Source organism: Streptomyces sp. NPDC044044, from assembly GCF_056434405.1.
The window spans coordinates 619,270-643,434 of record NZ_JBWKFG010000001.1 but is presented as its reverse complement, the minus strand read 5'-3'; the positions used below and the strand labels follow the sequence as shown (position 1 = coordinate 643,434).

The following is a 24,165-nucleotide window of genomic DNA, read 5'->3' as shown; positions in this document are numbered from 1 at the left end:
ACCCATCGGTCCGGGTCACCAGGGCAACGGACCCTCGGCGTCGAGGTAGCCGCCCGTGGGTCCTTCCGGGCCCACCTGTGCCATGCGGACGATGATCTCGGCGCCCTGTTCGACGGTCTGGACCCCGGTGTTGCCGTTCAGGTCGGTCCTGGTGAACCCGGGCTCGACGGCGTTGATCCGCATGCCGGGGAACGCCTTCGCGTACTGCACGGTGAGCATGTTGACCGCGGCCTTCGACGCCGGGTAGGCCACGCCCGGGTAGGCGAACGCCGGGGTGCCCGCCTCCGCGACGCGGTGCAGGGAGGCAAGGCCGCTGCTGAGGTTGACGATGACGGGGGCGGGCGAGCGCCGCAGGAGCGGCAGGAACGCCTGGGTGACGCGCACCATGCCGAAGACGTTCGTCTCGAACACCTCCCGCATCTGGTCGGCGGTCACGTCGGCGGCGCCGGGCACGTTGTTGCCGGAGTCCCGGCTCTCGATGCCCGCGTTGTTGATCAGTACGTCGAGGCCTCCCCCGGCGTCGACCGCCTTGGCCGCGGCCGCCACGGACGCGTCGTCGGTGACGTCGAGCAGGACGGTCCGCGCGCCCACCCGCTCGGCGGCGCTGCGGCCCCGGTCCGCGTCCCTGCTGCCGATGTAGACGGTGTGGCCCGCGGCGACGAGCCTGCGGGCGGTCTCGAGGCCGAGGCCCTTGTTCGCTCCGGTGATCAGTGTCGTGGTCATGGCTCCAGGCTGCGGCGGCCTGCCGGGAGCAGCCAGGAGTCCCTTCTTCCTGGGACTGCCGGTACCAGGAAGTTCCGCACGCCGCGGTGCACAGTGGGGGCATGGCGAGCACGGAGTTCGGGCGGGTGGTGCGGCGGTGGCGCGACCGGGTGCGCCCCGAGGCCGCGGGGCTGCCCGCGGGCGGGCAGCGGCGCACGGCCGGGCTGCGCCGCGAGGAGCTCGCGATGCTGGCGGGGATCTCGGTGGACTATGTGACCCGCCTTGAACAAGGCCGGGCGACCCACCCGTCGGAGCAGGTGGTGGAAGCGCTCGGACGGGCGTTGCGTCTTTCCGCTGCCGAACGCGAGCACCTGTTCCACGTGGCCGGGCTCGTGCCGCCGGGCCAGGGCACGGTGCCCGCGTACATCACGCCGAGCGTGCACCGGATGCTGGACCGGCTGACCGGGACACCGGTGGCCGTCTCCGACGCGTCGTGGACCCTGCTCCTCGCCAACCCTCTGTACACGGCGCTGATGGGCGAGCGGCACGGCCGCGAGCGCAGCGGCGCCTGGCGCGCCTTCCTGGGTCCTGGCGGCCGCGTGCGCCACTCCTCGCAGTCCCAGCTCGCGATGGAGACCGCTGTGGTCGCGGACCTGCGCGCGGCGGCCGGCCGGTACCCGGCGGACCAGCGGCTGCGGCAGCAGATCGCGGAACTGCGGGCGCACAGCGAACGGTTCGCCGACCTGTGGGACTCCGGCGCGGTGGGCCGTCACGAGGCGTCCCGCAAGACGATCGACCACCCCCAGGTGGGCCCCGTCACGCTGGACTGCGACGTGCTCAGTGTCGCGGGCAGCGACCTGCGCATCATGATCTACACGGCCGAACCCGGCAGCCCGGACGCCGAACGCCTTGAGCTTCTGGCGGTCCTCGGCAACCAGACGCTCACCCCCGGCTAGCCTCGCGAGAGAGCTCGACGCGCTGACGACCGGCGGGGCGCCCACGCGGCAACAGCGCCGCGGGCAGCAGGCCAAGGGCGGCGATTGCGGCCAGGATCAGCAGGGTTGAGCCCATCTCGGGGACGGGTACGGCCGGGTTCCGGAGCGTCGCCGGTGGCCCGGTGTTTGCCGCCTTCGGCAGCATCACGCCGGCGGCGACGGCGATGCCCAGGGTCGGACCGACGTTCATGGCGGTCTGCTTGAGCCCGCCGACGACCCCGGCGTACCCGGGCGGCGCGTCACCGACGACGGTGCCGGTCGCGGTGACCATCACGACCGCGAATCCCGCGCCGAGCAGGGCGACCGCCGTGCCGGTGAACATCCATGTGCTGGTCGGGCCCAGCCGGGACAGCGCCGCGATGCCCAGGACGACGAGGCCGATACCGGCGATCGCGGTGGCGCGCGGCCCGTGCCTGCGCAGCGCGACGTCGGCGAGGGGCGCGCCCAGGACCATGAGCGCGGTCAGCGGAAGGACCCGCAGACCGGTGGCGAGCGGGTCGAGCCCGAGGGTGTCCTGAAGGTAGAACGTGGTCACGAAGAGCGCCCCGAACATGCCGCCGCTGGTGACCAGGAGCAGCGCCATCGAGGCCGCCACCGGTCGGGAGCGGGCCACGGCCCGGGGCACGATCGGGTGCGCGGCGCGGCGTTCGTGGACGACGAGCAGCACCGCGATGCCCGCGGCGGCGAGCAGACCGAGCCACGTCGGTGCGGCGGTCCATCCGTGCGCGGGCACGCCGGCCAGGGTGTGCACCAGGATCGCGAGTGCGCCCGCGAGCAGGGCCGCACCGGTGACGTCGAGGCGCTGGGCCCCGGCGCGCGAAGGCTGCGGCACCCGCAGGGCGAGGGTGAGCCCGGCGATCGCGAGAGCGACGGGGACGTTGATCCAGAACACGGCGCGCCAGCCCAGGTGCGCGACGAGGACACCGCCGAGCAGGGGGCCCGCCGCCGCGGCGACCCCGATCGCGCTGGTCCGGACGGCAACGGGCCTGCCGAGCCGGTCCGGTGGATGGGTCAGCCTCAGCAGGGCGAGGGTCGCCGGCTGCAGCAGTGCGCCGAACACACCTTGTACGGCGCGCAGGACGATCACCCAGCCGACCTCGGGCGCCAGCGCGATACCGGCCGATGCGCCCCCGAAGCCGAGTACGCCGACGAACATCAGCCGCGCGTGCCCGTACCGGTCTCCGAGACGCCCGGCGATGACGAGGAGCCCGGCCACCGCGAGCAGATAACTGGTGCTCGTCCACTGCACCTGTGCCACGCTCGCGCCGAATTCGTGTTGCAGGCTGGGCTGCGCCACGAGCAGCACGGTGCCGTCCAGCGCGACGATCATCGCGCCGGCCGCGCTGACCACGAGCGCGAGATGACGCCGCAGGATCCTGGTCATATGGCCGCCGGGCCGAGGTGGGCGTCCAGGGCCGCGGCGACCACCGCGTCGAGGTGATCTCGCCCGGCGCCGCCGCCCGCAGGCGGGGCGTCAAGTGCGAGCTGCATGCTGTCCCATGCCCACAGCTGGGCGATGCCGTGCAGGTTCGCCCAGAGCGCCGCGGCCACCACCGGTGGTGGCGGCAGGGCACTGCTGCGCGCGCCGCTCCGGTCCGCGGCCTCCTGCTCCGTCCGGCATCGGGCGACGAGCGCGACGATGCCGTCGAAGAGCGGGAGTGTGGATTCCCGGAGGCGCGGGTGGTCCGCGTCCGACGGGTGCTGTCCGCTGTCGAGCAGGTCGTGACGGAACATCAGCTCGAACATGCCGCGGTGTGCCAGCGCGTACCCGACGTAGGTCCGTGCGAGCGCCTCCAACTGGCCGCGCGGCGATGTCGCGCGGCCGCTCGCGATCTCGAACCGGGCCTTGAGGTCCTCGAAACCGCGCCGGGCGATCGCCGAGAGCAGGGCGTGATGCGTGGCGAAGTGCCGCCGTGGCGCCCCGTGGGACACCCCGGCCCGGCGGGCGATCTCACGCAGCCCCAGCGAGGCGGTCCCGTCCGTCATGACGATGTCCACCCCGACATCGATCAGCCGTTCCCGCAGGGAGTCTTCTTGCGTCATGGACCCTGTCTACCGGAGGCGAGTAGACACTGTCTACTTCCGATCGAACGGGGATCCGGCGGAGAGCCGGCGGGAGGAGCCCCCGGGGAGCCCCGGAGGGACGGCGTCGAGGGACGATCCGGTCATCCGACCGATGAATTCGGTCGCTCCCAGGCCCTTCCCGTGCGCCCTCGAACCGATCGCGTCGATCTCGCGCATGTCCCCCTGGAAAATGCCAATTCTCCCCAGAACCTGCACAGCCTTACGTACCTTCCTCGTCACGGACGGTGGGGACCGTCCGAGACGGGCGGTGGGGACCGCCCGGTTTCACCCTGGGGAAGGGAAGCCGCGTGCCCGGAATCGACGAGTGTCTGCTCGAGGCGATGACACTGCCCGGTGCACGCGGGGCCGCGATCGTCGACTGGACCAGTGGGCTCGCCCTTGGTTCGGTCGGCGAATCGCCCAACGGCGACCACGAGGCGACCGCCGCCGAGACCGCGGAGGTGGCGCGGGCGGCCGCCGAGTACCAGGCGTTCGCGCCGGTCGACGGGGCGTTCGAGGAACCGGACGTCAAGGGGTTACCGGTCGAGGACCTGATGCTCACCACCCGCACCGGTTTCCACCTGATCCGGTTCGTGGAGACCACGTTCGACAGCAGCGTCTTCCTGCACCTGTGGCTCGACCGGCACACCGGTAACCTCGCGCTCGCCCGCATCCGGCTGCGCGACATCTCCGACCGTCTGGCCCTGGTATGAGTACCGCTCGGGCCCGCGTCGCCACTTCCCCGATGCTGCTGCGGCTCGCCGAGGAGCACGCCACCGGCGCGCTGCTGCGCGACCAGGGGGTCCTCTACCTCTCCCAGGGGCACGTCGTGCATGCCGAGAGCCCCGCGTCGCCCGGCATCGACGTACTGCTGACCACCGGCGGCGCGCTGCCCCAGCAGGGCTGGCAGGACGCCCTTTCGCAAGCGGGGTCCCGGCACGCGGTCGGCCAGCACCTGATCGACAGTGGCCGAGTGGCCGCGGGCGAGCTGGAGCTGTGCCACCTCGGCGCGCTCTTCGACGCCGCGTTCTTCGTCCTGGAGCCGCCCGGGGGCGCCACCCGGTTCCGCTACGGCGCCGCCCACTGGCTCGGGCAGATCCATCCCGTACCGGCCACGGTCGTGGCCCGGGAGACGCGGCGCCGACGGGAGCTGCTCGACAGCGTCTGGCCCGACTCGGTGATCGACACGGCCCCCGTCGTGCCCCGTGCGCCCGCCCCCGGCCAGACGGTCGGCGACCGCCAGCGGGAGGTACTCCGGCTCGCCGACGGCAGTCGTACGCCGACCCAGATCGCCTGGGCGCTCGGCCGCCCCGCGTTCCACACCCTCCTGGAGGTCCGGCGCCTCGCCGCGGCCGGACTCGTGCACACGCCACGGCCTCCGGAACCTGTGGAGCCCCCGGTCGCCCTGTGGTGCGTGGAGTCGTCCGAGGACCCGGACATCGCTCTGCTGCGCCGGGTGCGCGACGCACTGGAGGCGAGCCCATGACGCCTCGCCGCGCACACCGGGCCGGGCACCAGCCGTCATGAAGCTCTTCGCGCTCTGGAAGCGCGCCGAGAGGAGACACCTGATGGGCGCCGAAGCCGACGTACTGAGCGAACTGAGACGCCTGCGCACCCGGATTCCGCAGCTCAGGGGCGCGCTCGCGGCCAGCGTCGACGGCCTTGTACTGGCCCAGGACGCCGCGGACGTGGAGGCCGAAGGCGTCTCGGCACTCACCGCGGCGGCGCTGGGGGTGGCCCTGCGCCTGTCCGAGGCGACCCACCAGGGCGGCTTCCGGGAACTGCTCATCCGGGGTGAGCACGGATACGTCGCCACGTACGCCGCCGGTTCATCCGCCGTCCTGACGCTGCTGGCGGAGCCCCGCATCAACGTGGGCCGGCTGCACCTGGAGGCCCGCCGGTCCAGCGCCTGCATCGGAGAGCTGGTCGACGCCGCCGTCGAACGAGCGGAGGAAAGCTGACCCATGCCCCCCACCTCATCCTCATCACCTTCAACGCCCTCATCACGGGCATCCAGCAGACGGAAAGGGAGCAAACTCATGAGCAACACGGAAACCGCGCTCAAGGAAGCCACCACCTCCATCGAGGGCGTCATCGGCGCCGCCCTGGTCGACTACACGAGCGGCATGGCCCTGGGGACCCTGGGCGGCGGCAAGGACCTGGACCTGTCGGTCGCCGCGGCGGGGAACACGGACGTGGTGCGCGCCAAGCTGCGCACCATGGAAATGCTCGGCCTCAAGGACGAGATCGAGGACATCCTGATCTCGCTCAGCAGCCAGTACCACCTGATCCGGCTCATCAAGGGCCGCAACAACAACGGGCTCTTCCTCTACCTGGCCCTCGACAAGGACCGCGCCAACCTGGCCATGGCCCGTCACCAACTCAAGCGGATCGAGGCGGACATGGACATCTGACCCGACGTCCCCTTCCACGGCGCCTCCCCCGTCCCTCGGCGCCGCGCCCCGCACGGCGCGGCGCCGTCCGCTGCCGCCGATACGCCACACGCGTGATCCCGGCATGCCGTAACGGGTGTCCTGACTCAGGCTGGATACGCGGTCACCTCCTGACCACGCGTCGACCAGGGAGCAGAGCACCATGGGAACCGATGTGTTCCACGCACAAGTGCGCCTGACGGTGAACGGCGAGCCGCACGGCCTCACCATCGACCACCGTTCGACGCTGCTGGACGTCCTGCGCGAGCAGCTGGGTCTCACCGGCGCCAAGAAGGGCTGCGATCACGGCCAGTGCGGTGCCTGCACCGTCCTCGTCGACGGGCGCCGCGCGAACAGCTGCCTGCTCCTCGCGGTCGCCCACGAAGGGCGTGAGATCACCACCGTCGAAGGGCTGCACGGCCCCGACGGCGAGGGCCTGCACCCCGTGCAGCGGGCCTTCCTGGAACGCGACGCCTTCCAGTGCGGCTACTGCACGCCGGGACAGATCTGTTCGACCGTCGGCGCCCTGGCGGAGGCCGCGGCGGGCCACGCGTCGCACGTCACGGATCCGGGAGCGGACACCGGCAGGCCCGTGGAGCTGACCCGGGACGAGATCCGTGAGCGGCTCAGCGGCAACCTGTGCCGGTGCGGCGCCTATCCGCACATCGTCGAGGCCGTCGAGGACGTGGCCCGGTGAAGCCCTTCCGGTACGTGCGCGCCTACAGCGTCGAAGAGGCGGCAGCGGCCCACGCGGGACGGCCGGGCTCCCGCTACCTGGGCGGCGGCACCAATCTCGTCGACCTGATGAAGCTGGGCGTGGAACGCCCCGGGACGCTGATCGACGTGAGCAGGCTGCCGCTGGACACGGTGGAGGAGCTGCCCGACGGGTCTCTCCGCGCCGGCGCCACGGTGCGCAACAGCGACCTCGCCGCCCATCCGCTGGTGCGCAGCCGCTACCCCGTGCTGTCGCAGGCCCTGCTCGCGGGGGCTTCGGGCCAGCTGCGCAACGTGGCAACGACCGGGGGCAACCTGCTCCAGCGGACCCGCTGCCCCTACTTCCAGGACCTGAGCAAACCGTGCAACAAGCGCGAGCCGGGCACCGGATGCGGGGCGCGTGACGGCATCCACCGCGACCACGCGGTCCTGGGCCACTCGCCGCAGTGCATCGCCACCAACCCCTCCGACATGGCGGTCGCGCTCAGCGCCCTCGACGCCCAGGTGGAGCTGCACGGTGTGCGGGGGCGGCGCACCCTGCCCGTGACCACATTCCACCGGCTGCCCGGTGACCGCCCTGATCTGGACACCGAGATCGCACCCGGCGAGCTGATCACCGGTGTGCTGCTGCCTGCCGCGCCCGCGGGGCTGCCCTCCGCCTACCGCAAGGCCCGCGACCGCGCCTCGTACGCCTTCGCGCTCGCCTCGGTGGCCGTGGTCCTTGACGTCGAGGACTCCGTCGTACGCCAGGTACGGATCGCGTTCGGCGGCCTGGCCCACCGGCCCTGGCGTGCCCGGCGTGCCGAGCGCGAGCTGCTGGGCGGCCCGCCGGGCGACGAGGCGTTCCTGCGGGCCCTGGACGCCGAGCTCTCCGCTGCCGAGCCGCTGCGGGACAACGCGTTCAAGGTGCGCCTCGCCCGCAATCTCGCCTGTGACGTCCTGCGGCGCCTGGCCGCATCGCCCTCCGCCTCCTGACCAAGACCACGTCTGTCCTCCGCTCCCAGGGAGAACCCCATGCCGGACACCGCAAGCGCCCTCGGGGCGCCCGCCGAGCGCAGGGAGGGCCCCCAGAAGGTGACCGGGACCGCCCGCTACGCCGCCGAGCACACTCCCGAAGGGTGCGCCTACGCCTGGCCGGTGCCCGCCACGGTGGCGCGGGGCGCGGTCAGCGCCGTCGACGCCACGGCGGCCCTGGCGGTGCCCGGCGTCGTCGAGGTCCTCACGCACCTGAACGCGCCGCGCCTGGGGAAGCCGGACGACGCCACCCTCTCCGTGCTGCAGGACGCGCGCGTCCCGCACCGGGGCTGGTACGTCGCGCTCGTCGTCGCCGACACCCTGGAGGCTGCACGCGAAGGCGCGGCGGCGGTCCAGGTCACGTACGCCGAGGAACCGTACGACGTCGTCCTGAAGGCCGATCATCCAGGGGCCTACGTGCCGGAGGACTCGGACGGCACCTCGGGCGAGCACGTGCGCGGCGACGCCGAGGACGTGTTCGCCTCCGCCGCCGCACGCGTCGATGTCCGCTACCGCGTGCCGCCGCTGCACAACCACCCCATGGAACCGCACGCGGCCACCGCCCAGTGGCAGGACGGCCGGCTGACCGTGCACGACAGCAGCCAGGGCGCCACCACCGTCCGCGACGTCCTGGCAGGGCTGTTCGCGCTGCCCAAGGAGCAGATCACGGTCGTCTCCGAACACGTCGGCGGCGGCTTCGGATCCAAGGGCACGCCACGCCCGCACGTGGTGCTCGCCTCCATGGCGGCCCGCATGACCGGCAGGCCCGTCAAACTCGCCCTGCCACGGCGCCAGTTGGCTGCCGTGGTGGGCCACCGCTCGCCGACCCTGCACCGGGTGCGCCTCGGCGCGGACGCGGACGGCACGCTGACCTCCGTGATCCATGAAGTCACCGCGCACACCTCGCGCGTCAAGGAGTTCGTCGAGACGGCCACCGCCGCCACGCGCATCATGTATCCGTCGCCGCACGCCCGCACCACCCAGCGCGTGCTGCCGCTCGACGTGCCGAGCCCCTCCTGGATGCGCGCCCCGGGCGAGGCGCCCGGCATGTACGCCCTGGAGTCGGCGATGGACGAACTCGCCGTGACCCTCGGCATCGACCCCGTCGAACTGCGGCTGCGCAACGACACGCAGACGGAACCCGACAGCTCCCTGCCCTTCAGCAGCCGTCATCTCGCCGAGTGCCTGCGCGAGGGCGCCCGCCGCTTCGGCTGGTCCGAGCGCGACCCGCGACCCCGCTCACGCGCCGACGGTCCCGTCCTGGTGGGCAGCGGGGTCGCGGCGGCCACGTACCCGGTGATCGTCTCGCCGAGCCGGGCGAGCGCGCACGCCTACCCCGACGGCAGCTTCGTGATCCGCGTCAATGCCACCGACATCGGCCAGGGCGCCCGCACCGTGCTCGCGCAGATCGCCGCCGACGTGCTCGGCGTCCCGCTGGACTCCGTGCGCGCCGACATCGGCAGCAGCGACCTGCCGGCCGCGCCGCTGGCGGGCGGTTCCTGTGGGACGGGCTCCTGGGGCTGGGCCGTCCACGAGGCCTGTACGCGGCTGGCCGAGCGCCTGGCCGGACAGCAGGGGCAGCAGCTGCCGCCGGAGGGGGTGGGCGCCACCGCCGACACGGCGGGCGAGGCCGACGCGGACAGCGACTACTCCCGCCACTCCTTCGGCGCCCACTTCGCCGAGGTCGGCGTCAACACGGTGACCGGCGAGGTCCGGGTGCGCCGACTGCTCGGCGTCTACGCGGCCGGGCACATCCTCAACTCCCGTACCGCGCGCTCACAGTTCATCGGCGCGATGACGATGGGCCTGGGCATGGCGCTGACCGAGGGCAGCACCATGGACGCGGCCTTCGGCGACTTCACGGAGGCGGACCTCGCCGCCTACCACGTACCGGCGCACGCGGACGTACCCGCGATCGACGCGCACTGGATCGACGAGGACGACCCCCACCTCAACCCCATGGGCAGCAAGGGCATCGGCGAGATCGGCATCGTCGGGACGGCCGCGGCCATCGGCAACGCGGTGCATCACGCGACCGGTCTGCGGCTGCGCGAACTGCCCCTCACGCCGGACCGGCTCCTGGCGGGCGGCATCTGAATCCGGCGAGGGCGCAGGGATGCCGCCGCGCCCTCACGCCGCGGCCCGGTTCTCCCGCGTCCAGGCCAGCAGCTTCTCGGCCGTCCAGGTCGTCACCACGCGCTCGGCGGGCACCCCGCACTCCTCGGCGCGGGCGCACCCGATCACCTGCCAGTCCAGCTGACCGGGCGCGTGCGCGTCGGTGTCCACGGAGAAGAGCACTCCGGCGTCCACGGCACGGCGCAGCAGCCGACGCGGCGGGTCGAGCCGCTCCGGACGGCTGTTGATCTCCACGGCCGTGCTGGAGGCCGCGCACGCGGCGAACACCGCGTCCGCGTCGAACTGCGACTCCGGCCTGCCGCGCCCGGTGACGAGCCGCCCGGTGCAGTGCCCGAGCACGTCGGCCCGGGGATTGCTGACGGCGGCGACCATGCGCCGGGTCATCGCGGCGGCGTCCATGCGCAGTTTGGAGTGCACGGAGACGACGACCACGTCGAGCCGGTCGAGCAGCTCGGGCTCCTGGTCGAGCGAACCGTCGTCGAGGATGTCGCACTCGATGCCCGTGAGCAGCCGGAAGGGGGCCCACCGCTCGTTGAGATCGGCCACCACCGCCAGCTGCTCGCGCAGCCGCTCCGGGGACAGGCCGCGTGCGACGGTCAGCCGGGGCGAGTGGTCGGTGAGCACGGCCCACTCGTGGCCGAGCGCCCGTGCCGCACGGCCCATCTCCTCGATCGGGCTGCCGCCGTCGGACCAGTCGGAGTGCAGGTGGCAGTCGCCGCGCAGGAGGGCCCGCAGCCGGGTGCCGCCCTCGGCGAGCGGGGCGTCCGCCTCGCCTTCAAGCCGCTCCAGGTATCCCGGCACCTCGCCTGCCAGCGCCTCGCGGACCACCCCGGCGGTCTTGGGGCCGATCCCCTTGAGCGACTCCAGGGACCCGTCGGCCACGCGCCGCGCCGCCTCGCCGTCGGGCAGATCGCCGATCACCTCGGCCGCGGCGCGGAAGGCGCGCACCCGGTAGGTCGGGGCGCGGCCTCGCTCCAGCAGAAAGGCGATCCGTTCCAGCGCCTCCACGGGGTCCATCGGCACCTCCGGCCGTCGGGGACTGCCGACGGCGTACGTGTGCTTCCAGCGTCGCCCACAAAGGGCGGCGGGGCACCCGAGGGCCGGGGCCTTCGTCGCCCCGGGGACGCCTACGCCGCGGGTTCGGCGGGTGCGGCGTCCGGGACGGACGCGATCGGCCCCCTGAAGTCCAGCACGGCCTCGGCTCTCTGCTGCGTCTCCTCGGCGGCCTTGCGGGCTGTCGCGAGGACGTCGCCGTGCTCCTGGACGAGGGTTTCGTAGATCGGCGCCTCAGCGGCGTCATTGGCTGGCATGACCAGCGGCTCCTTGTTCGGGTGACTGTATTGGTCGGTACGGCCGCATGCGGCCGGTCCGCGACCTTACGCTGCGCTTGCGGGCCTCCGCGGACCGGGGTCGACCGCTGAGACGGCCGGCCCGGTGTACCGGGGAGGGTGTTCGCAGGCCGGAAATCCGGCGGGCGCAAGCGAAATGCGCCTCCCGCGCGCAGGCAGCCGGGCGGGATCCGGGGCCCGGTGTGAGACTGCTGATGAGGCGGTGATCACAGATGTCGAGCCAGCCTGCGGAGCCCGAAGCCGGAAACTCCGGCTCCGGAAGCACCGTCCCCGAAAGCACCGGTTCCGAAAACACCGCTTCCGGAAGCACCAGTTCCGAAAGTTCCGGTTCTGGCAGGCAAGGCCCCCGGCAGCCCGGCCCGGGGGAACAGCTGTTTGAACAACTGCTCGCTGCGGCGCACGCAGCGGCGCCGATGGAGCTTCCCGCACTGGCCCAGCGGTTCGCCGAGGCCGTCGGGCTCGACCGGATCGACGTGTACCTCGTGGACCTCCAGCAGCGGTGCCTGGTGCCGCTGGCCGAGGGGCCGCCCACCCTCGATGTGGACAGCTCCGTCGCCGGTTCGGCCTACCGGGCGCACGCGCTGCGCGTCGAGGAACTGGCCCAGGGCAGGATCGTCGCCTGGCTGCCGCTGATCGACGGCGCCGAACGCCTCGGCGTGATCGGCGCCACCGCGGCGGTCATCGACGTCGCGCTGCTGCGCCGCTGCCGCATGCTGGCCTCCGTGATGGCCATGACGATCACGTCGAAGCGGGCCTCGAGCGACAGCTTCGCGCGCCGGACACGCTCCGAGGACATGCAGCTGCCCGCCGAGATGCTCCGGGCCTTCCTGCCGCCCAGGACGATCGGCAACTCCCATGTGATCTCGACCGCCGTGCTCGAACCGGCGTACGAGATCGGCGGCGACGCCTTCGATCACTCCCTGACCCCTTCGACCCTGCACGTGGCGATCCTGGACGCCATGGGCCACAACCTCGCGTCGGGTCTGACCACCGCCGTGGCCATGGCCGGCTGCCGCAACGCCCGGCGGGCCGAGGCCGAGCTGCCCGAGCTCGTCGACACCGTCCAGCACGCGCTGGCCGGATGGCTGCCCGAGCAGTTCTGCACCGGGATCCTCGCGCAGCTCGACCTGGCCGACGGCCTGCTGCGGTGGATCAATTGCGGCCATCCGCCTCCCCTGCTGATCCGGGACCACCGCGTGCTCGACCGCGCCCTCGAGCGGCCGGCCCAGCCGCCCATGGGCACACCCGCCCTGCTGGCCGACGTGGAATGGCAGGTCCACGAGGAGGCGCTCCAGCCGGGCGACCGGGTGCTGATGTACACCGACGGCGTCACCGAGCTGCGGACCGGGGGCGGCGCCGAGTTCGGCCTCGAGCGGTTCACGGACAGCATCATCCGCGCGACCGCGGCGGGCGAACCGGCACCTGAGGCACTGCGCCAGCTGATCCACGCCATCCTCGACCGGCAGGACAACCAACTGCGCGACGACGCGACGCTGTTGCTCCTCGAATGGCGCCCGCCCGGAACGCGGTGACCTGCAGGGCCCGGCATGCACTGACCGCCTCACCCCCTCCCCACATGCCGGAACGTGTGTTCTGGATCAGGGTGGATACACGGCACAGCAGCACCATCAGTCGCGCGTGAAGGAGGACGAGCACCGTGGGAAACGACGAGGTCATGGGCGACGACGTCTACCAGCCCGATGCGGAGGAGGTCCGCGAGGACGAGGGCATCCTCGACGCGGAGGACACCCTCAGCGACCGCGGGGCGGATCCGTACGACGAGGGCTGGTCACCGCCCGAGCGGCCCCTGGGGGTGGCCCACACCGGCACCACCGCGCAGGAGCAGCAGGACGGCGAGAGCCTGGCGGAGCGCCTCTCCGAGGAGCGGCCCGACCCCGCGCTCGCGGTTCCCGGCCCTGCCGAGGATGACGACGGCATCGGGGACACGACCGACACCGACGGCGAGCCGATCGACGAGACGGAGGTCGGAGACGCCCGCGCCGGGCGCCTGTTCGCCCCCGACGACGGGGCGAGCGACGACCCGGAGTCCGACGCCGCGCAGGACATGATCGGCGAGGACATGGGCATCGACGGCGGGGCGGCATCCGCCGAGGAGGCGGCGGTGCATGTCATCGACGCGGACGCCGCCGACCGGGCGGACTCCGCGGGCTGATGTGCGCCGCAGCGGCCCGGGGCTGCCGAGTCAGCGCAGGTCGAGCCGCATCAGGACCCGGGGATGACCGGCCAGCACGGAGGTCGTGTCGGCGGCGTGGGTGAATCCGGCGCGCTCGAAGTTCTTGCGGAGCCCGGCGTACGCCATGGTCAGGTCGACCTTTGCGTCGCCGTTGTCGAGCGGGTAGGCCTCGACCGCCAGTGCGCCGTGGGCGCGGGCGAACTCGACCGCCCCGGCGATCAGGGCGTGCGAGATCCCCTGCTTGCGATGGCCGGGCCGCACACGGACGCACCAGAGGGACCAGACCGGCAGGTCGTCGACGTGCGGGATCTTCCGGTTGCGCGCGAAGGACGTCTCCGAGCGCGGCGCCACGGCCGCCCAGCCCACCGGCTCTTCCCCGTCGTAGGCGAGCACCCCTGGAGGGGTCTTGGCACGGCACAACTCGGCGACGTACTCACCGCGGGCCGGCCCGCGGAGCTCGTTGTTGAGCTTGGACGGGATCCGGTAGCTCAGGCACCAGCAGACATTGGCGGCAGGTGACTTCGGGCCGACCACGGCACGGACATCCTCGAAGACCGAAGCCGGGCGTACGTCGATGGGCATGACACCAGAGTGGCACGCGCACCTCACGCGCACCCGCGGTCGCGGTGACACGACGTACGGGGCCGTGCGCTGAAGTCACGGGCCCGCCTGCCCGTCCCCTGCCGCATCGGCCACGGACGCGGCGGCGCGGACCAGCGCCGCCGTGGCCCTCGAACGGGACTGCTGCGGCCAGGCGATGGCGAGGATCGCGGGCGGTGCGTCCGGGACCGGCCGGTAGACGACGCCGGGGCGCGGGTAGCGGGCGGCGACGGAGGCGGGCAGCAGCGGCACCAGGTCCCCGAGGCTCACGAGGGTGAGCAGTTGGGCCAGGTCGCGGCTCTCGCTGCGGACCTCGTCGAGGTACTGGTGCAGGTCACCGGGGCGCAGACCGAGGTCGGCGAGGGCCAGGCCGTCCCGGGCGGCGAGGGGATGGCCGGCGGCGAGGGCGGCGACGCGCGGTTCGGCGGCCAGTGTCTCGGCGTCCAGGCCGGTGCGGTCGAACGGCTCGTGGACCAGGGCCGCATCGGCTTCGCCCTGACGCAGCAGCCGCGGCTGTTCGTTCCAGCCGCACAGCCGGACGACGACGGGCAGGGCGGCCGGCTGTGCCGCGAAGCGCGCCAGGATCGGTTCAAGGAGCCCCGCGTCCCCGTCCGCCTTCACGGCGAGGACCAGCTTCGGATCCGTCGCGGCAGCGCGCTGGGCCCGCCGTCCGGCGGCCTGCAGGGCGTCCAGGGCGATGCTCGCCTCCGCGAGGAGCACCGTCCCGGCGGGGGTCAGAGCCACGCTGTGGGTGGTCCGCTCGAAGAGGGTGACGCCCAGCTCCGTCTCCAACCGGCGGATCGCGCGGGACAGCGGTGGCGGGGAGATACCGAGCCGCTCGGCGGCGCGGGCGAAGTTGAGCTCCTCGGCGACGGCGAGGAAGTAGCGCAGCGGTCGGGACTCCACGCTTCCCACTCCCCTTCCTGCCGGTATTGACCTGAGGGTATTGCCCTGAGGGTAACAAGCCGGAGCGGATCGATCCTTCAGTTCGAACGCGCGACGCAGCAGGCTCGACGGCATCCGACCCACGTCCCCGGGAGCCCTTTCATGATCGTCGTCACCACCCCCACCGGCCAGATCGGCCGGCAGGTACTCGACCACCTCCTCGAATCCCCGGACGCCTCCGCGGGAATCCGGGTGATCGCCCGCGACCCGGCCCGTCTGCCGGCGCGGGTGCGCGCGCAGACCGAGGTCGTACGCGGCTCGCACGCCGACCCCACCGTCCTGAAGGAGGCATGCGCGGGCGCCGACCGCGTGTTCTGGCTGGTTCCGCCGACCCCTGAGGCCGACAGCGTCGATGGCCACTTCCGCCACTTCACCGAGCCGCTGCGCGAGGTGATCGGCAGTCAGGGCGTACAGCGCGTCGTCGGCGTCTCCAGCCTGGGCCGCGGCGTGGCGAAGAACGCCGGCCAGATATCCGCGTCGCTCGCCATGGACGAGGCGATCGCGGCCACGGGCGCGCACTACCGGGCGCTGTGCCCGCCGTTCCTGATGGAGAATCTGCTGGGCCAGGCCGAGTCGATCCGCGACGCGGGCGCGTTCTTCCTGGCGCTGGCGGAGGACCGCGTACTGCGCACCTGTGCCACCGGCGACATCGCCGCCACGGCGGCCCGGCTGCTCCTGGACGACGCCTGGACCGGACAGGAGGACGTCCCGCTGGTCGGCCCCGACGATCTGTCCCCCCAGGGCATGGCGCAGATCATCTCCGAGGTCCTCGGCCGCCCCGTGCGCGTCCGGCGCACCAGCAGCGAGGAGTACAAGGCGACGATGCTGCGCCACGGGGCGAGCGAGGCCTGGGCCCAGGGACTGGCCGACATGACCCGGGCCATGGACGCCCAGGGCTTCTACGGCGCCGACGCACCGAGCACCCCCGAGTCCGCGCCCACCGGCTTCCGCCAGTGGTGCCAGGAGGTGCTCAGGCCGGCCGTCCTGGCGTAGGCGTTCCTCAGCGGGTTCTCTCGAACTCGGGCAGGGTGAGAGCCGAGTGGGCCGGTTGTCCCTCCGGGGAGGGGGGCACGGCGCTGAGCCTGCGCAGCATGTCGTTGCGCTGCTCCAGGGCCCGTGCCGTGGTGGGGAAGAGCGTGGCGTCGCCCTCGCCGACCTTCGCCTGGTTCACGGCCACGAACTCACGGGTGGTGTGTTCGTAGGCGGCGAAGCCCGCGGCGTGGTCCCGGTCGGCCAGGGAAGCGGCGAGCATGTACGCACCGACGAGCGCGAGGCTGGAGCCCTGCCCGGTGAGGAACGAAGGTGCGTACGCGGCGTCGCCCACCAGCGCGACCCTGCCACTGGACCAGCGGGGCATGCGGATCTGGCTGACCGCGTCGAAGAACAGGTCGTCCGCGTCGCGCAGGGCGGCGAGCATGCCGGGGACCTCCCATCCCGCGTCGGCGAAGACCGCGGCGACCAGGTCCCGTTGGGCCTCCGGGTTCCGGAACGCGTCGAACGGCGGTTCCGGATGCGCGAAGTTCAGGAAGGCGTGCACGTCGTCGCTGTCCCCCACGGCGTAGAGCGCCGCGGCTCTGCCCGGGGTGTTCCACATGACGGTCTCGTGCGACAGCCCGAAGGTGTTGGGCAGGGTGAACACGGCGAAGCAGTAGCCGAGATACCGGTGGAACTGCTCCTCGGGGCCGAACAGGGAGGCGCGGGTATGTGAGTGCAGACCGTCGGCACCGAACACCATGTCGAACGTACGCCTGCCGCCCCCGCGGAAGGTGACGTCGACCCCGTGGCCGGACTGGTCGAGGGTGTCGATGGAGTCGTTGAACAAGAACTCCACGTCGTCACGGACCGCCGCATGAAGAGCGCGGCTCAGATCCCCGCGCCGCACCTCCAGGTCCCGTCCCGCGACACCGCCGGTGACGGTGTGCGGATGGAGCGAGGTGACCTCGCCGCCGTCCCCGTCGAGGAAGGTCAACCGGCGCAGGTCGATGTGCGCGTCCCGCAGGCGCGGCAGGATTCCCATCCTCCGGACGACCTCCAGCGCGGTGCCGCGCACGTCGATGGGATAACCACCGTCACGAAGCGTGCCCGCCTTCTCGACGACCGTGACCGCGAATCCGCGGCGGTTCAGCCAGTACGCGAGTGCGGGACCCGCGATGCTGGCACCGGATATCAGGACCTTGCGCCTCGACGCCGTACGGCAATGCGTGGGGACATCCGTCAACAGATCAGTGCGGGTCATTCCTTGACTCCTTTGCTCATGGTGCGGGTGACCAGCAGGGACAGGGCCGTGACGGCGCCCGCGACGACGAAGCCGGTGACGAAGGCGGATTCGGCCGGGATGTCCGACCCGGAAGGGGTCCCGGCGGTGAGGATCGCTCCACTGACCTGGACGCCGACGGCGAAGCCGATCACGCGAGTCACCAGGACCAGGCTGGTGGCGATGCCGGTGTCGCTCCGATCGACGGATGTGGCGGTCCTTGTCACCATCGCCGTGACGCACAGGCCGTTGGCGAGCGCGACCAGCATCTTGCCGACGACGAGGTGCCAGACCTGGGTGTGCACAGCGGCCAGGGCGATCAGGGCGGTGGCCATGATGACGATCCCGGCGGTGACCACGGCACGCGAGCCGAAGCGCCGCGCCCCGATCCCGCCGATCGGTCCGGCCAGCGTCGCGGCCACGGCGCCGGGCAGCAGGAAGAACCCGATCTCGGTGGCACTGGCCCCGAAGCCGTACGCGTCTTCTGACACCTCGAACAACTGCGGGACGAGATAGACCGCCCCCGAGGTACCGACGCAGATCACGAACGTCAGCACGCACGACTTCCACACCGCGGGCCGTGCCAGCATGCGCAGATCCACCATCGGCGAGGCCGCACGGCGCTCGACGGCTGTCCATCCGGCCGCGAAGGCGGCCAGCACCACGACGAGGGCGCCGAGCACGAGTGGCTGCGAGCCGATCTCGGGTGCGATGGCGAGCGCGAGCATGAGCGTGACCAGCGTGCCGCTCAGGAGAAACAGGCCCGGCCAGTCGAATCGGGCGTCGTCCGACCGGGCCGGAGGATCAAGCGGCATCAGCCGGCTCACCAGCAGGGTGGCCCCGATGACCGCGAACGTCGGCAGCGCGAACATCCAGTGCCGGGAGAGCCCTTCCGCCACGGGACCGGCCGACAGCGTCCCCGCCATCCCGCCCCCCACGAACAACCCGCTGACCACCCCGATGGCCACCTTCGCCTCTCCCGCGGGGAGGTGTTTGCGCACCAGGATGAACGACAGGGGCAGCGCGCCCACCATCGCTCCCTGCAGTACCTGGCCGAGCAGCAGCACGGGCAGGTTCGGCGCCAGGGCGGACACCAGGCCACCGGCCGAGACCACCGCCATCAGCCGTATCAGGACTCGTTTTCCGCCGTAGCGGTCGCCGAACTTGCCTGCGACCGGCGTGATGAGCGCGCCGGTGATGAGGAGCACGACGCTGAGTAACGCCCCTTCGGCCCGGCTCATGCCCAACTCGCGTTGCAGGAGCGGGAGGGTCGGTGTCACCACCGACTCCAGGGCCCCGGTGGCGACCGCCAGCATGCCGAGGGCCCAGACAGTGGCCTTCCCGATGCGGACCGGGGGAGCCAGCGTTGCAGTCATGGACGTCCTTTCCGTCGTTGCCGGGCGAGTTGTCCGAGGACAGGTCCGTACTCACCCGGCGAGATGAACTCGGGGAAGCGGTAACCGAGATGACGCCTGCACGGCTCCGTCGGGCGGAGCGGGTGCACGGGGACGGCACGCCATGAACCGGAGATTACACTACACCGTGCAGTGTAGGACGGTTAAGATGTGGCCATGCCGACCACGAAGACACCGACGACGAAGACACTGCGCGAGGGGTCCACGCGCAAGCGGGCCGCCATCCTCTCGGCGGCCCGGGAACTGTTCCTCGCCGACGGCTTCGACCGGTCCAGCGTCGACGCGGTCGCCGCCCGGGCGGAGGTCTCCAAGCGGACGGTCTACGACTACTTCGGCGACAAGCAGACGCTGCTGCAAGCCGTCGTCGACGGCGTCGGCCAGTCACTGATCACCACGATCCGGCGCACCCTCGACGACACCCTCAGCGACCTCACCGAGGCCGCCGAACTCGAGGACGCCCTGGTCGCGTTCTCGATGCGCATCGCGACCGACATGCTCGGCTCGGCGGAGTACGCGACGCTGCAGCGACTGGTCCGAGCGGAGTCCGGCCACCTGCCGCACCGGGGCTACAACTCCATGGCCGACACCCCCGACGAGGCGATCGCCGAGCGGTTCGCCGCCTTGGGTGCCGCCGGGCTGCTCGACGTCCCCGACCCCCGACTCGCGGCCGACCAGTTCATCGCGCTGGCCTTCGGCGTCGCACTGGACAGGCTCGGTTCCGCGAACGCGGCGGAGGACACCCGTGTTCAGCCACTTGTCGTCGAGGGCGTGCGGACTTTCCTGCGGGCATACCGGACCAATCAGGTCTGAGCGGTACGCAAGACCAGTGCGCCGTCAGCCAGATCAGCCGCTGCGGACAGAGCACGGACGGCACAGGCAAGTCGTCGCGACTGCAAGCGTGTGCGAACAGAACGGCCGCGCGGACTCCACATGATCTCCACATGAACCTTGCCCAACGGTTGAGAGTTCGACCAACTCCCAGTTCAGGGGCGTTTATTACTCAATCTTTGGCAGATTTTTGCTCTGTCATCAGAGGTTAATGCGATGGCAAAGTGAGAGTCACAGCCGCAGTACAGGCTGTCTCTCGGGGCGACGTGGAACCCGCTGTCACTCAGCGGCCCGCGCCGCCTCACTGTCACCATCGACCCGACCACACCGCGTCCCGGCTCCGCCGCAGTGACGCAGGAGGCAGGCCATCATGAAGTCCCTGATCGACAACGCCCGTTCCTTCGCCGCGACACACGTCGCGGCCCCGCAGAACGCCGCGGCCTTCCAGGCCCTCGGAACCGGGCAGTCGCCCGAAGCCCTCTTCGTCACGTGCTCCGACTCACGCGTCGTACCGGCCCTGATCACCGGAGCACGCCCCGGCGAACTCTTCGAACTCCGTACGGCGGGCAACGTCGTACCGCCGTACCCCACCGGCAACGACGCCGGCCGGGAAGGCCGCCCCATGAGCGAGGCGGCCACCATCGAGTACGCGGTGTGCGTGCTCGGAGTCCGCGACATCGTCGTCTGCGGACACTCGCACTGCGGCGCGGTGGGCGCCCTGGTGCGGGGCGAAGACCTGTCGGCCGTACCGGCCGTGCGCGACTGGCTGGACCACTCCGTCGCCCCTGACGCCACGGTGCGCTCCCTCGCCCCGGCCTCAGCGGACGTCGCGGAAGCCGTGCAGACACACGTGCTCGCGCAGGTGGAGAGGTTGCGCGCGTACCCATGTGTGAGAGAGCGGATCGAGGACGGCTCGCTCACCCTGCACGCCTGGTACTACGAGGTGCACACCGGCACCGTCACCGCCCATCGCCCGTCGTCCGACGACCGGCCGGCGTTCGGTCCGCTGTGAGGGCCGCCGCGCCCCACCGACCGGCCCGCTTCCACGACAGGACCCCCCACCCTCATGTCCTCCTTCCTCTCCTCCCTCCGCTCCCCCTTCCGCCCGCTGCGTGAACCGGGCGTCCTGCGCCAGGACTTCCTCGCCTCGCTCGTCGTCTTCCTGGTCGCCCTGCCGCTGTGCGTCGGCGTGGCCGTCGCCTCGGGTGTGCCCGCCGAACTGGGCCTGGTCACCGGCATCGTCGGCGGTCTTGTCGTCGGCTTCCTGCCGGGCAGCGCCCTGCAGGTGAGCGGGCCGGCCGCCGGACTCACCGTGCTCGTCTTCGAGGCGGTACAGGAGTTCGGGCTCGGCATGCTCGGCGCCATCGTGCTGCTCACCGGCGCCCTGCAGATCATCCTGGGCCTGCTGCGCTGCGGCCGCTGGTTCCGCGCCATCTCCGTGTCCGTCGTACAGGGCATGCTCGCGGGCATCGGACTCGTGCTGATCCTCGGCCAGCTGTACACCATGGCCGGGGCCGAGCAGCCACGCTCCGGGCTCGACAAGATCGCCGGGCTTCCCGGCCTTCTCGCCGACGTGCTGGCCGACACCGCCTCACTGACCGCCGCGGCCCTGGGCCTTGGCACCATCGCCGTGCTCGTGCTGTGGCCGAAGCTGCCCGCGGCCGTGCGCGTGGTGCCCGCCCCGCTGGCCGCCGTCGCTCTGGCCACCGCGGTCTCCGCCGGGCTGAGCCTGGACGTGGCCAATGTGACGGTGCGCGGACTGGTCGATGCCATCCAGCCGCCGGGGTTCGGCGACCTCGCCGCCCTGGGCGGCGTGGCCGTACTCGGCACGGTCCTGGCCTTCACTCTCATCGCCTCGGCCGAATCACTGTTCAGCGCGGCCGCGGTGGACCGCATGCACGACGGTCCGCGCACGCAGTACGACAAGGAGCTGGTCGCCCAGGGCATCGGCAACGCGGCGTGCGGTGTGCTGGGGGCGCTGCCGATGACAGCCGTCATCGTGCGCAGCTCGGCCAACGTCGAGGCCGGCGCGCGTACGCCGCTCTCCCGTGTCCTGCACGGCGCGTGGCTGCTGCTGTTCGCCGTGCTGCTTCCGGCCGCGCTCGGCATCATCCCGCTGGCGGCGCTCGCCGGTGTCCTGGTCCACGCGGGCTGCAAGCTGATCCCCGTCAAGGAGATCGTCCCGCTCGCCCGCGCCCACCGGGGCGAGGCCCTGGTCCTTGCCACCACCGCGATCGCCATCGTCGTGACCAACATGTTCGAGGGCGTCGTGCTCGGCCTGGTGCTCGCGGTGGTCAAGTCCGCCTGGGACACCTCCCATGTGCACCTGGACGTACGGGAGTTGACCGGTGGCCGGATGGTGGTCACCCTCACCGGCAACGCCACCTTCCTTCGGCTGCCACGCATCCTGGAGACCCTGGAGGCCCTGCCCAAGGACCGGCCCATCGAGCTGGACCTGACCGCGGTGCGCCATCTGGACCACGCCTGCCGTACGACGCTGGAGAACTGGGCCTTGCGGCACAACGACAGCGACACGGAAGCCGTGCGGATGAAGACGTCTCCGGTGGCCGCTTCCGGGACCGAGAGTTCCACCGCGCAGGCACCCGCACGGCACTGAAGCCGGGCATCCACCCCTGATCGCCGTCTGCCGCCCGCCCCGGCGGCAGACGGTGCGCGGCCCGCGGCGGGCCCCCTCGGCATGCCCACTGCGGCCTCCCTTGCCGTGCCCGCCTTGACATGCCCGCGGGCGCACCTGGATCTGGGCAACAACCGCGCTTCGGCATGCGGTTCAGCCATCCAGCCCACCCCCATTGACTTTCCCTTGACCATCTCTTTACCTTCAAGGGGATGGGACGAAAGCCGATAAACCCATCAAAAAAAATCAATCCGTCAGTTATCGCTACATATCAATCGCCTATGGAGGTTCACCATGGAGCAGCTCATCAAGCGCATGACCGAAGAGTCCGTGTGGCAGAAGTGGGTCGCCACCAACTCGGCCCAGCCGGGCTCCGGGCAGGGCTCGAAGGACGGCTGCATCAGCTCGGCGCCCAAGAGCGGCTGCATCAGCGCCACCGGCAAGAGCGGCTGTATCTCCTGAGCCGCTGATGCCGCGGGGCCGCCGCCGCACCCTTCGCGGCGGCGGCCCCGCCCCGCTCCCCCACCCCCCGCCTGCACCGGAGCCGCCTTGAACCGCCTGCCGAGCGCCGACGTCCTGGACCGCGTACGCGACATCCCCCTATACCGCGCCTCGGCCGAGCGCGGCGAGTTCCCGGTCCTGGAGAAGCCGGACATCGCCCGGGGCTTCCCCGACAACTGGATGACACCCGAACTGGCCCGTGCCCTGGAGACGGGCGAGGCCGAGTTCGTGCTCTCGACCGGGACCAACCACGCCCGCATGCAGATCATCCGGCCGCCGTACTTCCTGCTCCGCTCCTACTACCGCCTGTGGAGCGAACACCCCGACCTCGGCACCACCTGGCACGCCGGCGCCCGGCGCATCTCCCTGACCACCGTCCTCGCCACCGAACACGTCGCGCGCGTCAACGCCGCCAAGCCGGGAGCGACTCCGGGCGAACGATGGCTCGACGACCGCACCCTGTACCTCAACCGGCAGCTGGACCCGGCCGGTTGGGAGCGTCCGGAGGTCGAGCGAATGCTCGCCGAGATCCGTGAGGTCGCCGCCGCACACCCCGACGGCTCGTATCTCCTTGACTGCTCCGGGTATCACCTGGCGCATCTGGTCCGCAGAGTCAACGAATGGGGCCTGTGGGACGGCTTTCCGCGACCGGCAGGCATCGTGCACGCCTACGAATACACGCCGTTGAACGTCCGCGCCTACCTGCGCGCCCACTTCGACTGCCCCGTGGTCGACCTCTTCGGCAGCACGGAACTCGGCTACCTCTTCTACAGCGATGCCGAAGGCCGCTATCAGCCCTATCTGCACGACATGAGCGTGGAGTTGATCCCGGTGGAGCCGGGCAGCGGCATCCACAGCCTCATCGTCACCAGCATCCGCAATCCCTACATGCCCCTCGTGCGCTACCGGTCCGGCGACTGCGTCCGCACCCGCGACGGCAGCACGGACCCCAAGGAGATCGTCTCCTTCTGCGGCCGCGAGAAGGAACTGCTGGCCACACCCGGCGGCGGCCCCGTCGCCCAGGCCGACCTGGATGCCCGCATCGCCGCCGTCTGCCCCCGCGTCTTCCTGCACCAACTGCGGCTGACCGGCGAGGACCAGTGCCTGCTGTGGTGCACGACCTTCGACGACGTGCCGCTGACGCCCGCCGAGGAGAGCGAACTCGCGGCATCCGTCGGTGTCCTGACGGGCCGCTCCTGCCGTGTCGAGCACCGCACGCACGTACCGATCGGACGCTCGGGCAAGTACGCCTGGCTGTCCACGCCCGATCCCTCCTGACTCTCCCCTGCCTCCTCCCTTCTGACCACCGCCCGACTCCCGCCCGCAGCACCGACGCCCGGCGCCGACTCTCCGGCGTTCGCGGCCGGTTGCCCCGCCCAGGCGCGGC

General features: G+C 71.8%; 25 protein-coding genes. 16 read left to right on the top strand and 9 right to left on the bottom strand.

The window, feature by feature from the left end:
* Nucleotides 1-15: 15 nt before the first annotated feature.
* A complete protein-coding gene (locus tag AC07AG_RS03045; protein ID WP_478751219.1) occupies nt 16-723 on the bottom strand; it encodes an SDR family NAD(P)-dependent oxidoreductase in 708 nt (235 codons plus the stop codon).
* A 101-nt stretch (nt 724-824) separates the two neighbouring features.
* Between AC07AG_RS03045 and AC07AG_RS03040 the strand changes: the two genes are divergently transcribed.
* On the top strand, nt 825-1,658 hold the full coding sequence (locus AC07AG_RS03040) for a helix-turn-helix transcriptional regulator (protein ID WP_478751217.1): 834 nt from the start codon (nt 825-827) through the stop codon (nt 1,656-1,658).
* On the opposite strand, the gene AC07AG_RS03035 is transcribed toward AC07AG_RS03040, so the two are convergent.
* Nucleotides 1,645-3,081, bottom strand: a complete 1,437-nt coding sequence (locus AC07AG_RS03035) for an MFS transporter (protein WP_478751215.1) — start codon at nt 3,079-3,081, stop codon at nt 1,645-1,647. The genes AC07AG_RS03040 and AC07AG_RS03035 overlap by 14 nt on opposite strands.
* Nucleotides 3,078-3,740: a TetR/AcrR family transcriptional regulator gene (locus AC07AG_RS03030; RefSeq protein ID WP_478751213.1), complete on the bottom strand. Its 663-nt coding sequence runs from the start codon at nt 3,738-3,740 to the stop codon at nt 3,078-3,080. The genes AC07AG_RS03035 and AC07AG_RS03030 overlap by 4 nt, the downstream gene beginning before the upstream one ends.
* Nucleotides 3,741-4,069: 329 nt before the next feature.
* Here AC07AG_RS03030 and AC07AG_RS03025 point away from each other — a divergent pair, with 329 nt between their 5' ends.
* The 7 genes from AC07AG_RS03025 (at nt 4,070) to AC07AG_RS02995 (ending at nt 10,018) form a co-directional block, all read left to right on the top strand.
* Entirely contained in the window at nt 4,070-4,474 is a 405-nt protein-coding gene (locus tag AC07AG_RS03025; protein WP_478751211.1) for a hypothetical protein, read from the top strand.
* A complete protein-coding gene (locus tag AC07AG_RS03020; RefSeq protein WP_478751209.1) occupies nt 4,471-5,247 on the top strand; it encodes a transcriptional regulator in 777 nt (258 codons plus the stop codon). Before AC07AG_RS03025 ends, AC07AG_RS03020 begins: the two co-directional genes overlap by 4 nt.
* Nucleotides 5,248-5,329: 82 nt before the next feature.
* The gene (locus AC07AG_RS03015) at nt 5,330-5,722 is read left to right on the top strand and encodes a roadblock/LC7 domain-containing protein (RefSeq protein ID WP_478751207.1); all 393 of its coding nucleotides are present in this window, start codon (nt 5,330-5,332) and stop codon (nt 5,720-5,722) included.
* 78 nt (nt 5,723-5,800) lie between these two features.
* Nucleotides 5,801-6,175, top strand: coding sequence for a hypothetical protein (locus tag AC07AG_RS03010; protein WP_478751206.1), 375 nt, complete (start codon nt 5,801-5,803; stop codon nt 6,173-6,175).
* Nucleotides 6,176-6,356: 181 nt separating this feature from the next.
* Nucleotides 6,357-6,890, top strand: coding sequence for a 2Fe-2S iron-sulfur cluster-binding protein (locus tag AC07AG_RS03005; protein ID WP_478751204.1), 534 nt, complete (start codon nt 6,357-6,359; stop codon nt 6,888-6,890).
* On the top strand, nt 6,887-7,882 hold the full coding sequence (locus tag AC07AG_RS03000; protein WP_478751202.1) for an FAD binding domain-containing protein: 996 nt from the start codon (nt 6,887-6,889) through the stop codon (nt 7,880-7,882). Before AC07AG_RS03005 ends, AC07AG_RS03000 begins: the two co-directional genes overlap by 4 nt.
* A 39-nt stretch (nt 7,883-7,921) precedes the next feature.
* Nucleotides 7,922-10,018, top strand: a complete 2,097-nt coding sequence (locus AC07AG_RS02995) for a xanthine dehydrogenase family protein molybdopterin-binding subunit (RefSeq protein WP_478751200.1) — start codon at nt 7,922-7,924, stop codon at nt 10,016-10,018.
* A 33-nt stretch (nt 10,019-10,051) separates the two neighbouring features.
* On the opposite strand, the gene AC07AG_RS02990 is transcribed toward AC07AG_RS02995, so the two are convergent.
* Nucleotides 10,052-11,074 carry a PHP domain-containing protein gene (locus AC07AG_RS02990; protein WP_478751198.1) on the bottom strand — a complete coding sequence of 341 codons (1,023 nt, stop codon included), beginning with the start codon at nt 11,072-11,074 and terminating at the stop codon, nt 10,052-10,054.
* Nucleotides 11,075-11,184: 110 nt separating this feature from the next.
* Complete coding sequence (locus AC07AG_RS02985; protein ID WP_478751196.1) at nt 11,185-11,367, bottom strand: hypothetical protein; 183 nt, start codon at nt 11,365-11,367, stop codon at nt 11,185-11,187.
* A 452-nt stretch (nt 11,368-11,819) separates the two neighbouring features.
* On the opposite strand from AC07AG_RS02985, the gene AC07AG_RS02980 reads away from it, so the two are divergent.
* Together AC07AG_RS02980 and AC07AG_RS02975 are read left to right on the top strand one after the other, a co-directional pair.
* Nucleotides 11,820-12,938: a PP2C family protein-serine/threonine phosphatase gene (locus AC07AG_RS02980; RefSeq protein WP_478751194.1), complete on the top strand. Its 1,119-nt coding sequence runs from the start codon at nt 11,820-11,822 to the stop codon at nt 12,936-12,938.
* 143 nt (nt 12,939-13,081) lie between these two features.
* On the top strand, nt 13,082-13,579 hold the full coding sequence (locus tag AC07AG_RS02975) for a DUF5709 domain-containing protein (RefSeq protein WP_478752199.1): 498 nt from the start codon (nt 13,082-13,084) through the stop codon (nt 13,577-13,579).
* A gap of 30 nt (nt 13,580-13,609) precedes the next feature.
* On the opposite strand, the gene AC07AG_RS02970 is transcribed toward AC07AG_RS02975, so the two are convergent.
* Nucleotides 13,610-14,182, bottom strand: a complete 573-nt coding sequence (locus tag AC07AG_RS02970) for a GNAT family N-acetyltransferase (RefSeq protein WP_478751192.1) — start codon at nt 14,180-14,182, stop codon at nt 13,610-13,612.
* 75 nt (nt 14,183-14,257) lie between these two features.
* Nucleotides 14,258-15,106 carry a LysR family transcriptional regulator gene (locus AC07AG_RS02965; protein ID WP_478751190.1) on the bottom strand — a complete coding sequence of 283 codons (849 nt, stop codon included), beginning with the start codon at nt 15,104-15,106 and terminating at the stop codon, nt 14,258-14,260.
* A 141-nt stretch (nt 15,107-15,247) separates the two neighbouring features.
* Between AC07AG_RS02965 and AC07AG_RS02960 the strand changes: the two genes are divergently transcribed.
* Nucleotides 15,248-16,138: an NAD(P)H-binding protein gene (locus AC07AG_RS02960; protein ID WP_478751189.1), complete on the top strand. Its 891-nt coding sequence runs from the start codon at nt 15,248-15,250 to the stop codon at nt 16,136-16,138.
* A 7-nt stretch (nt 16,139-16,145) separates the two neighbouring features.
* Here the strand turns inward: AC07AG_RS02960 and AC07AG_RS02955 are convergent, their stop codons facing one another.
* Both AC07AG_RS02955 and AC07AG_RS02950 read right to left on the bottom strand, forming a co-directional pair.
* Nucleotides 16,146-17,381, bottom strand: a complete 1,236-nt coding sequence (locus AC07AG_RS02955; RefSeq protein ID WP_478751187.1) for an FAD-dependent monooxygenase — start codon at nt 17,379-17,381, stop codon at nt 16,146-16,148.
* Nucleotides 17,378-18,775, bottom strand: a complete 1,398-nt coding sequence (locus AC07AG_RS02950; RefSeq protein WP_478751185.1) for an MFS transporter — start codon at nt 18,773-18,775, stop codon at nt 17,378-17,380. The genes AC07AG_RS02955 and AC07AG_RS02950 overlap by 4 nt, the downstream gene beginning before the upstream one ends.
* A 195-nt stretch (nt 18,776-18,970) precedes the next feature.
* On the opposite strand from AC07AG_RS02950, the gene AC07AG_RS02945 reads away from it, so the two are divergent.
* The 5 genes from AC07AG_RS02945 to AC07AG_RS02925 all read left to right on the top strand — a co-directional run bounded on the left by AC07AG_RS02945 (nt 18,971) and on the right by AC07AG_RS02925 (nt 24,056).
* Nucleotides 18,971-19,624: a TetR/AcrR family transcriptional regulator gene (locus AC07AG_RS02945; RefSeq protein ID WP_478751183.1), complete on the top strand. Its 654-nt coding sequence runs from the start codon at nt 18,971-18,973 to the stop codon at nt 19,622-19,624.
* Nucleotides 19,625-20,012: 388 nt separating this feature from the next.
* Nucleotides 20,013-20,654 (top strand): carbonic anhydrase, encoded by a 642-nt coding sequence (locus AC07AG_RS02940; protein WP_478751182.1) that lies wholly within the window; start codon nt 20,013-20,015, stop codon nt 20,652-20,654.
* Nucleotides 20,655-20,708: 54 nt separating this feature from the next.
* Nucleotides 20,709-22,259: a SulP family inorganic anion transporter gene (locus tag AC07AG_RS02935; RefSeq protein ID WP_478751180.1), complete on the top strand. Its 1,551-nt coding sequence runs from the start codon at nt 20,709-20,711 to the stop codon at nt 22,257-22,259.
* Nucleotides 22,260-22,571: 312 nt separating this feature from the next.
* Nucleotides 22,572-22,739: a hypothetical protein gene (locus AC07AG_RS02930; protein WP_361039581.1), complete on the top strand. Its 168-nt coding sequence runs from the start codon at nt 22,572-22,574 to the stop codon at nt 22,737-22,739.
* Between the two features lie 87 nt (nt 22,740-22,826).
* On the top strand, nt 22,827-24,056 hold the full coding sequence (locus tag AC07AG_RS02925; protein ID WP_478751178.1) for a hypothetical protein: 1,230 nt from the start codon (nt 22,827-22,829) through the stop codon (nt 24,054-24,056).
* The last annotated feature ends 109 nt before the right edge of the window (nt 24,057-24,165 follow it).

Excerpts from the sequence above, each read along its gene's own strand:
- AC07AG_RS03045 (WP_478751219.1), bottom strand. The coding sequence starts at position 723 with ATGACCACGACACTGATCACCGGAGCGAACAAGGGCCTCGGCCTCGAG.
- AC07AG_RS03040 (WP_478751217.1), top strand. The coding sequence starts at position 825 with ATGGCGAGCACGGAGTTCGGGCGGGTGGTGCGGCGGTGGCGCGACCGG.
- AC07AG_RS03035 (WP_478751215.1), bottom strand. The coding sequence starts at position 3,081 with ATGACCAGGATCCTGCGGCGTCATCTCGCGCTCGTGGTCAGCGCGGCC.
- AC07AG_RS03030 (WP_478751213.1), bottom strand. The coding sequence starts at position 3,740 with ATGACGCAAGAAGACTCCCTGCGGGAACGGCTGATCGATGTCGGGGTG.
- AC07AG_RS03020 (WP_478751209.1), top strand. The coding sequence starts at position 4,471 with ATGAGTACCGCTCGGGCCCGCGTCGCCACTTCCCCGATGCTGCTGCGG.
- AC07AG_RS03015 (WP_478751207.1), top strand. The coding sequence starts at position 5,330 with ATGGGCGCCGAAGCCGACGTACTGAGCGAACTGAGACGCCTGCGCACC.
- AC07AG_RS03010 (WP_478751206.1), top strand. The coding sequence starts at position 5,801 with ATGAGCAACACGGAAACCGCGCTCAAGGAAGCCACCACCTCCATCGAG.
- AC07AG_RS03005 (WP_478751204.1), top strand. The coding sequence starts at position 6,357 with ATGGGAACCGATGTGTTCCACGCACAAGTGCGCCTGACGGTGAACGGC.
- AC07AG_RS02995 (WP_478751200.1), top strand. The coding sequence starts at position 7,922 with ATGCCGGACACCGCAAGCGCCCTCGGGGCGCCCGCCGAGCGCAGGGAG.
- AC07AG_RS02990 (WP_478751198.1), bottom strand. The coding sequence starts at position 11,074 with ATGGACCCCGTGGAGGCGCTGGAACGGATCGCCTTTCTGCTGGAGCGA.
- AC07AG_RS02985 (WP_478751196.1), bottom strand. The coding sequence starts at position 11,367 with ATGCCAGCCAATGACGCCGCTGAGGCGCCGATCTACGAAACCCTCGTC.
- AC07AG_RS02980 (WP_478751194.1), top strand. The coding sequence starts at position 11,820 with ATGGAGCTTCCCGCACTGGCCCAGCGGTTCGCCGAGGCCGTCGGGCTC.
- AC07AG_RS02975 (WP_478752199.1), top strand. The coding sequence starts at position 13,082 with ATGGGCGACGACGTCTACCAGCCCGATGCGGAGGAGGTCCGCGAGGAC.
- AC07AG_RS02970 (WP_478751192.1), bottom strand. The coding sequence starts at position 14,182 with ATGCCCATCGACGTACGCCCGGCTTCGGTCTTCGAGGATGTCCGTGCC.
- AC07AG_RS02960 (WP_478751189.1), top strand. The coding sequence starts at position 15,248 with ATGATCGTCGTCACCACCCCCACCGGCCAGATCGGCCGGCAGGTACTC.
- AC07AG_RS02955 (WP_478751187.1), bottom strand. The coding sequence starts at position 17,381 with ATGACCCGCACTGATCTGTTGACGGATGTCCCCACGCATTGCCGTACG.
- AC07AG_RS02950 (WP_478751185.1), bottom strand. The coding sequence starts at position 18,775 with ATGACTGCAACGCTGGCTCCCCCGGTCCGCATCGGGAAGGCCACTGTC.
- AC07AG_RS02945 (WP_478751183.1), top strand. The coding sequence starts at position 18,971 with ATGCCGACCACGAAGACACCGACGACGAAGACACTGCGCGAGGGGTCC.
- AC07AG_RS02940 (WP_478751182.1), top strand. The coding sequence starts at position 20,013 with ATGAAGTCCCTGATCGACAACGCCCGTTCCTTCGCCGCGACACACGTC.
- AC07AG_RS02935 (WP_478751180.1), top strand. The coding sequence starts at position 20,709 with ATGTCCTCCTTCCTCTCCTCCCTCCGCTCCCCCTTCCGCCCGCTGCGT.
- AC07AG_RS02930 (WP_361039581.1), top strand. The coding sequence starts at position 22,572 with ATGGAGCAGCTCATCAAGCGCATGACCGAAGAGTCCGTGTGGCAGAAG.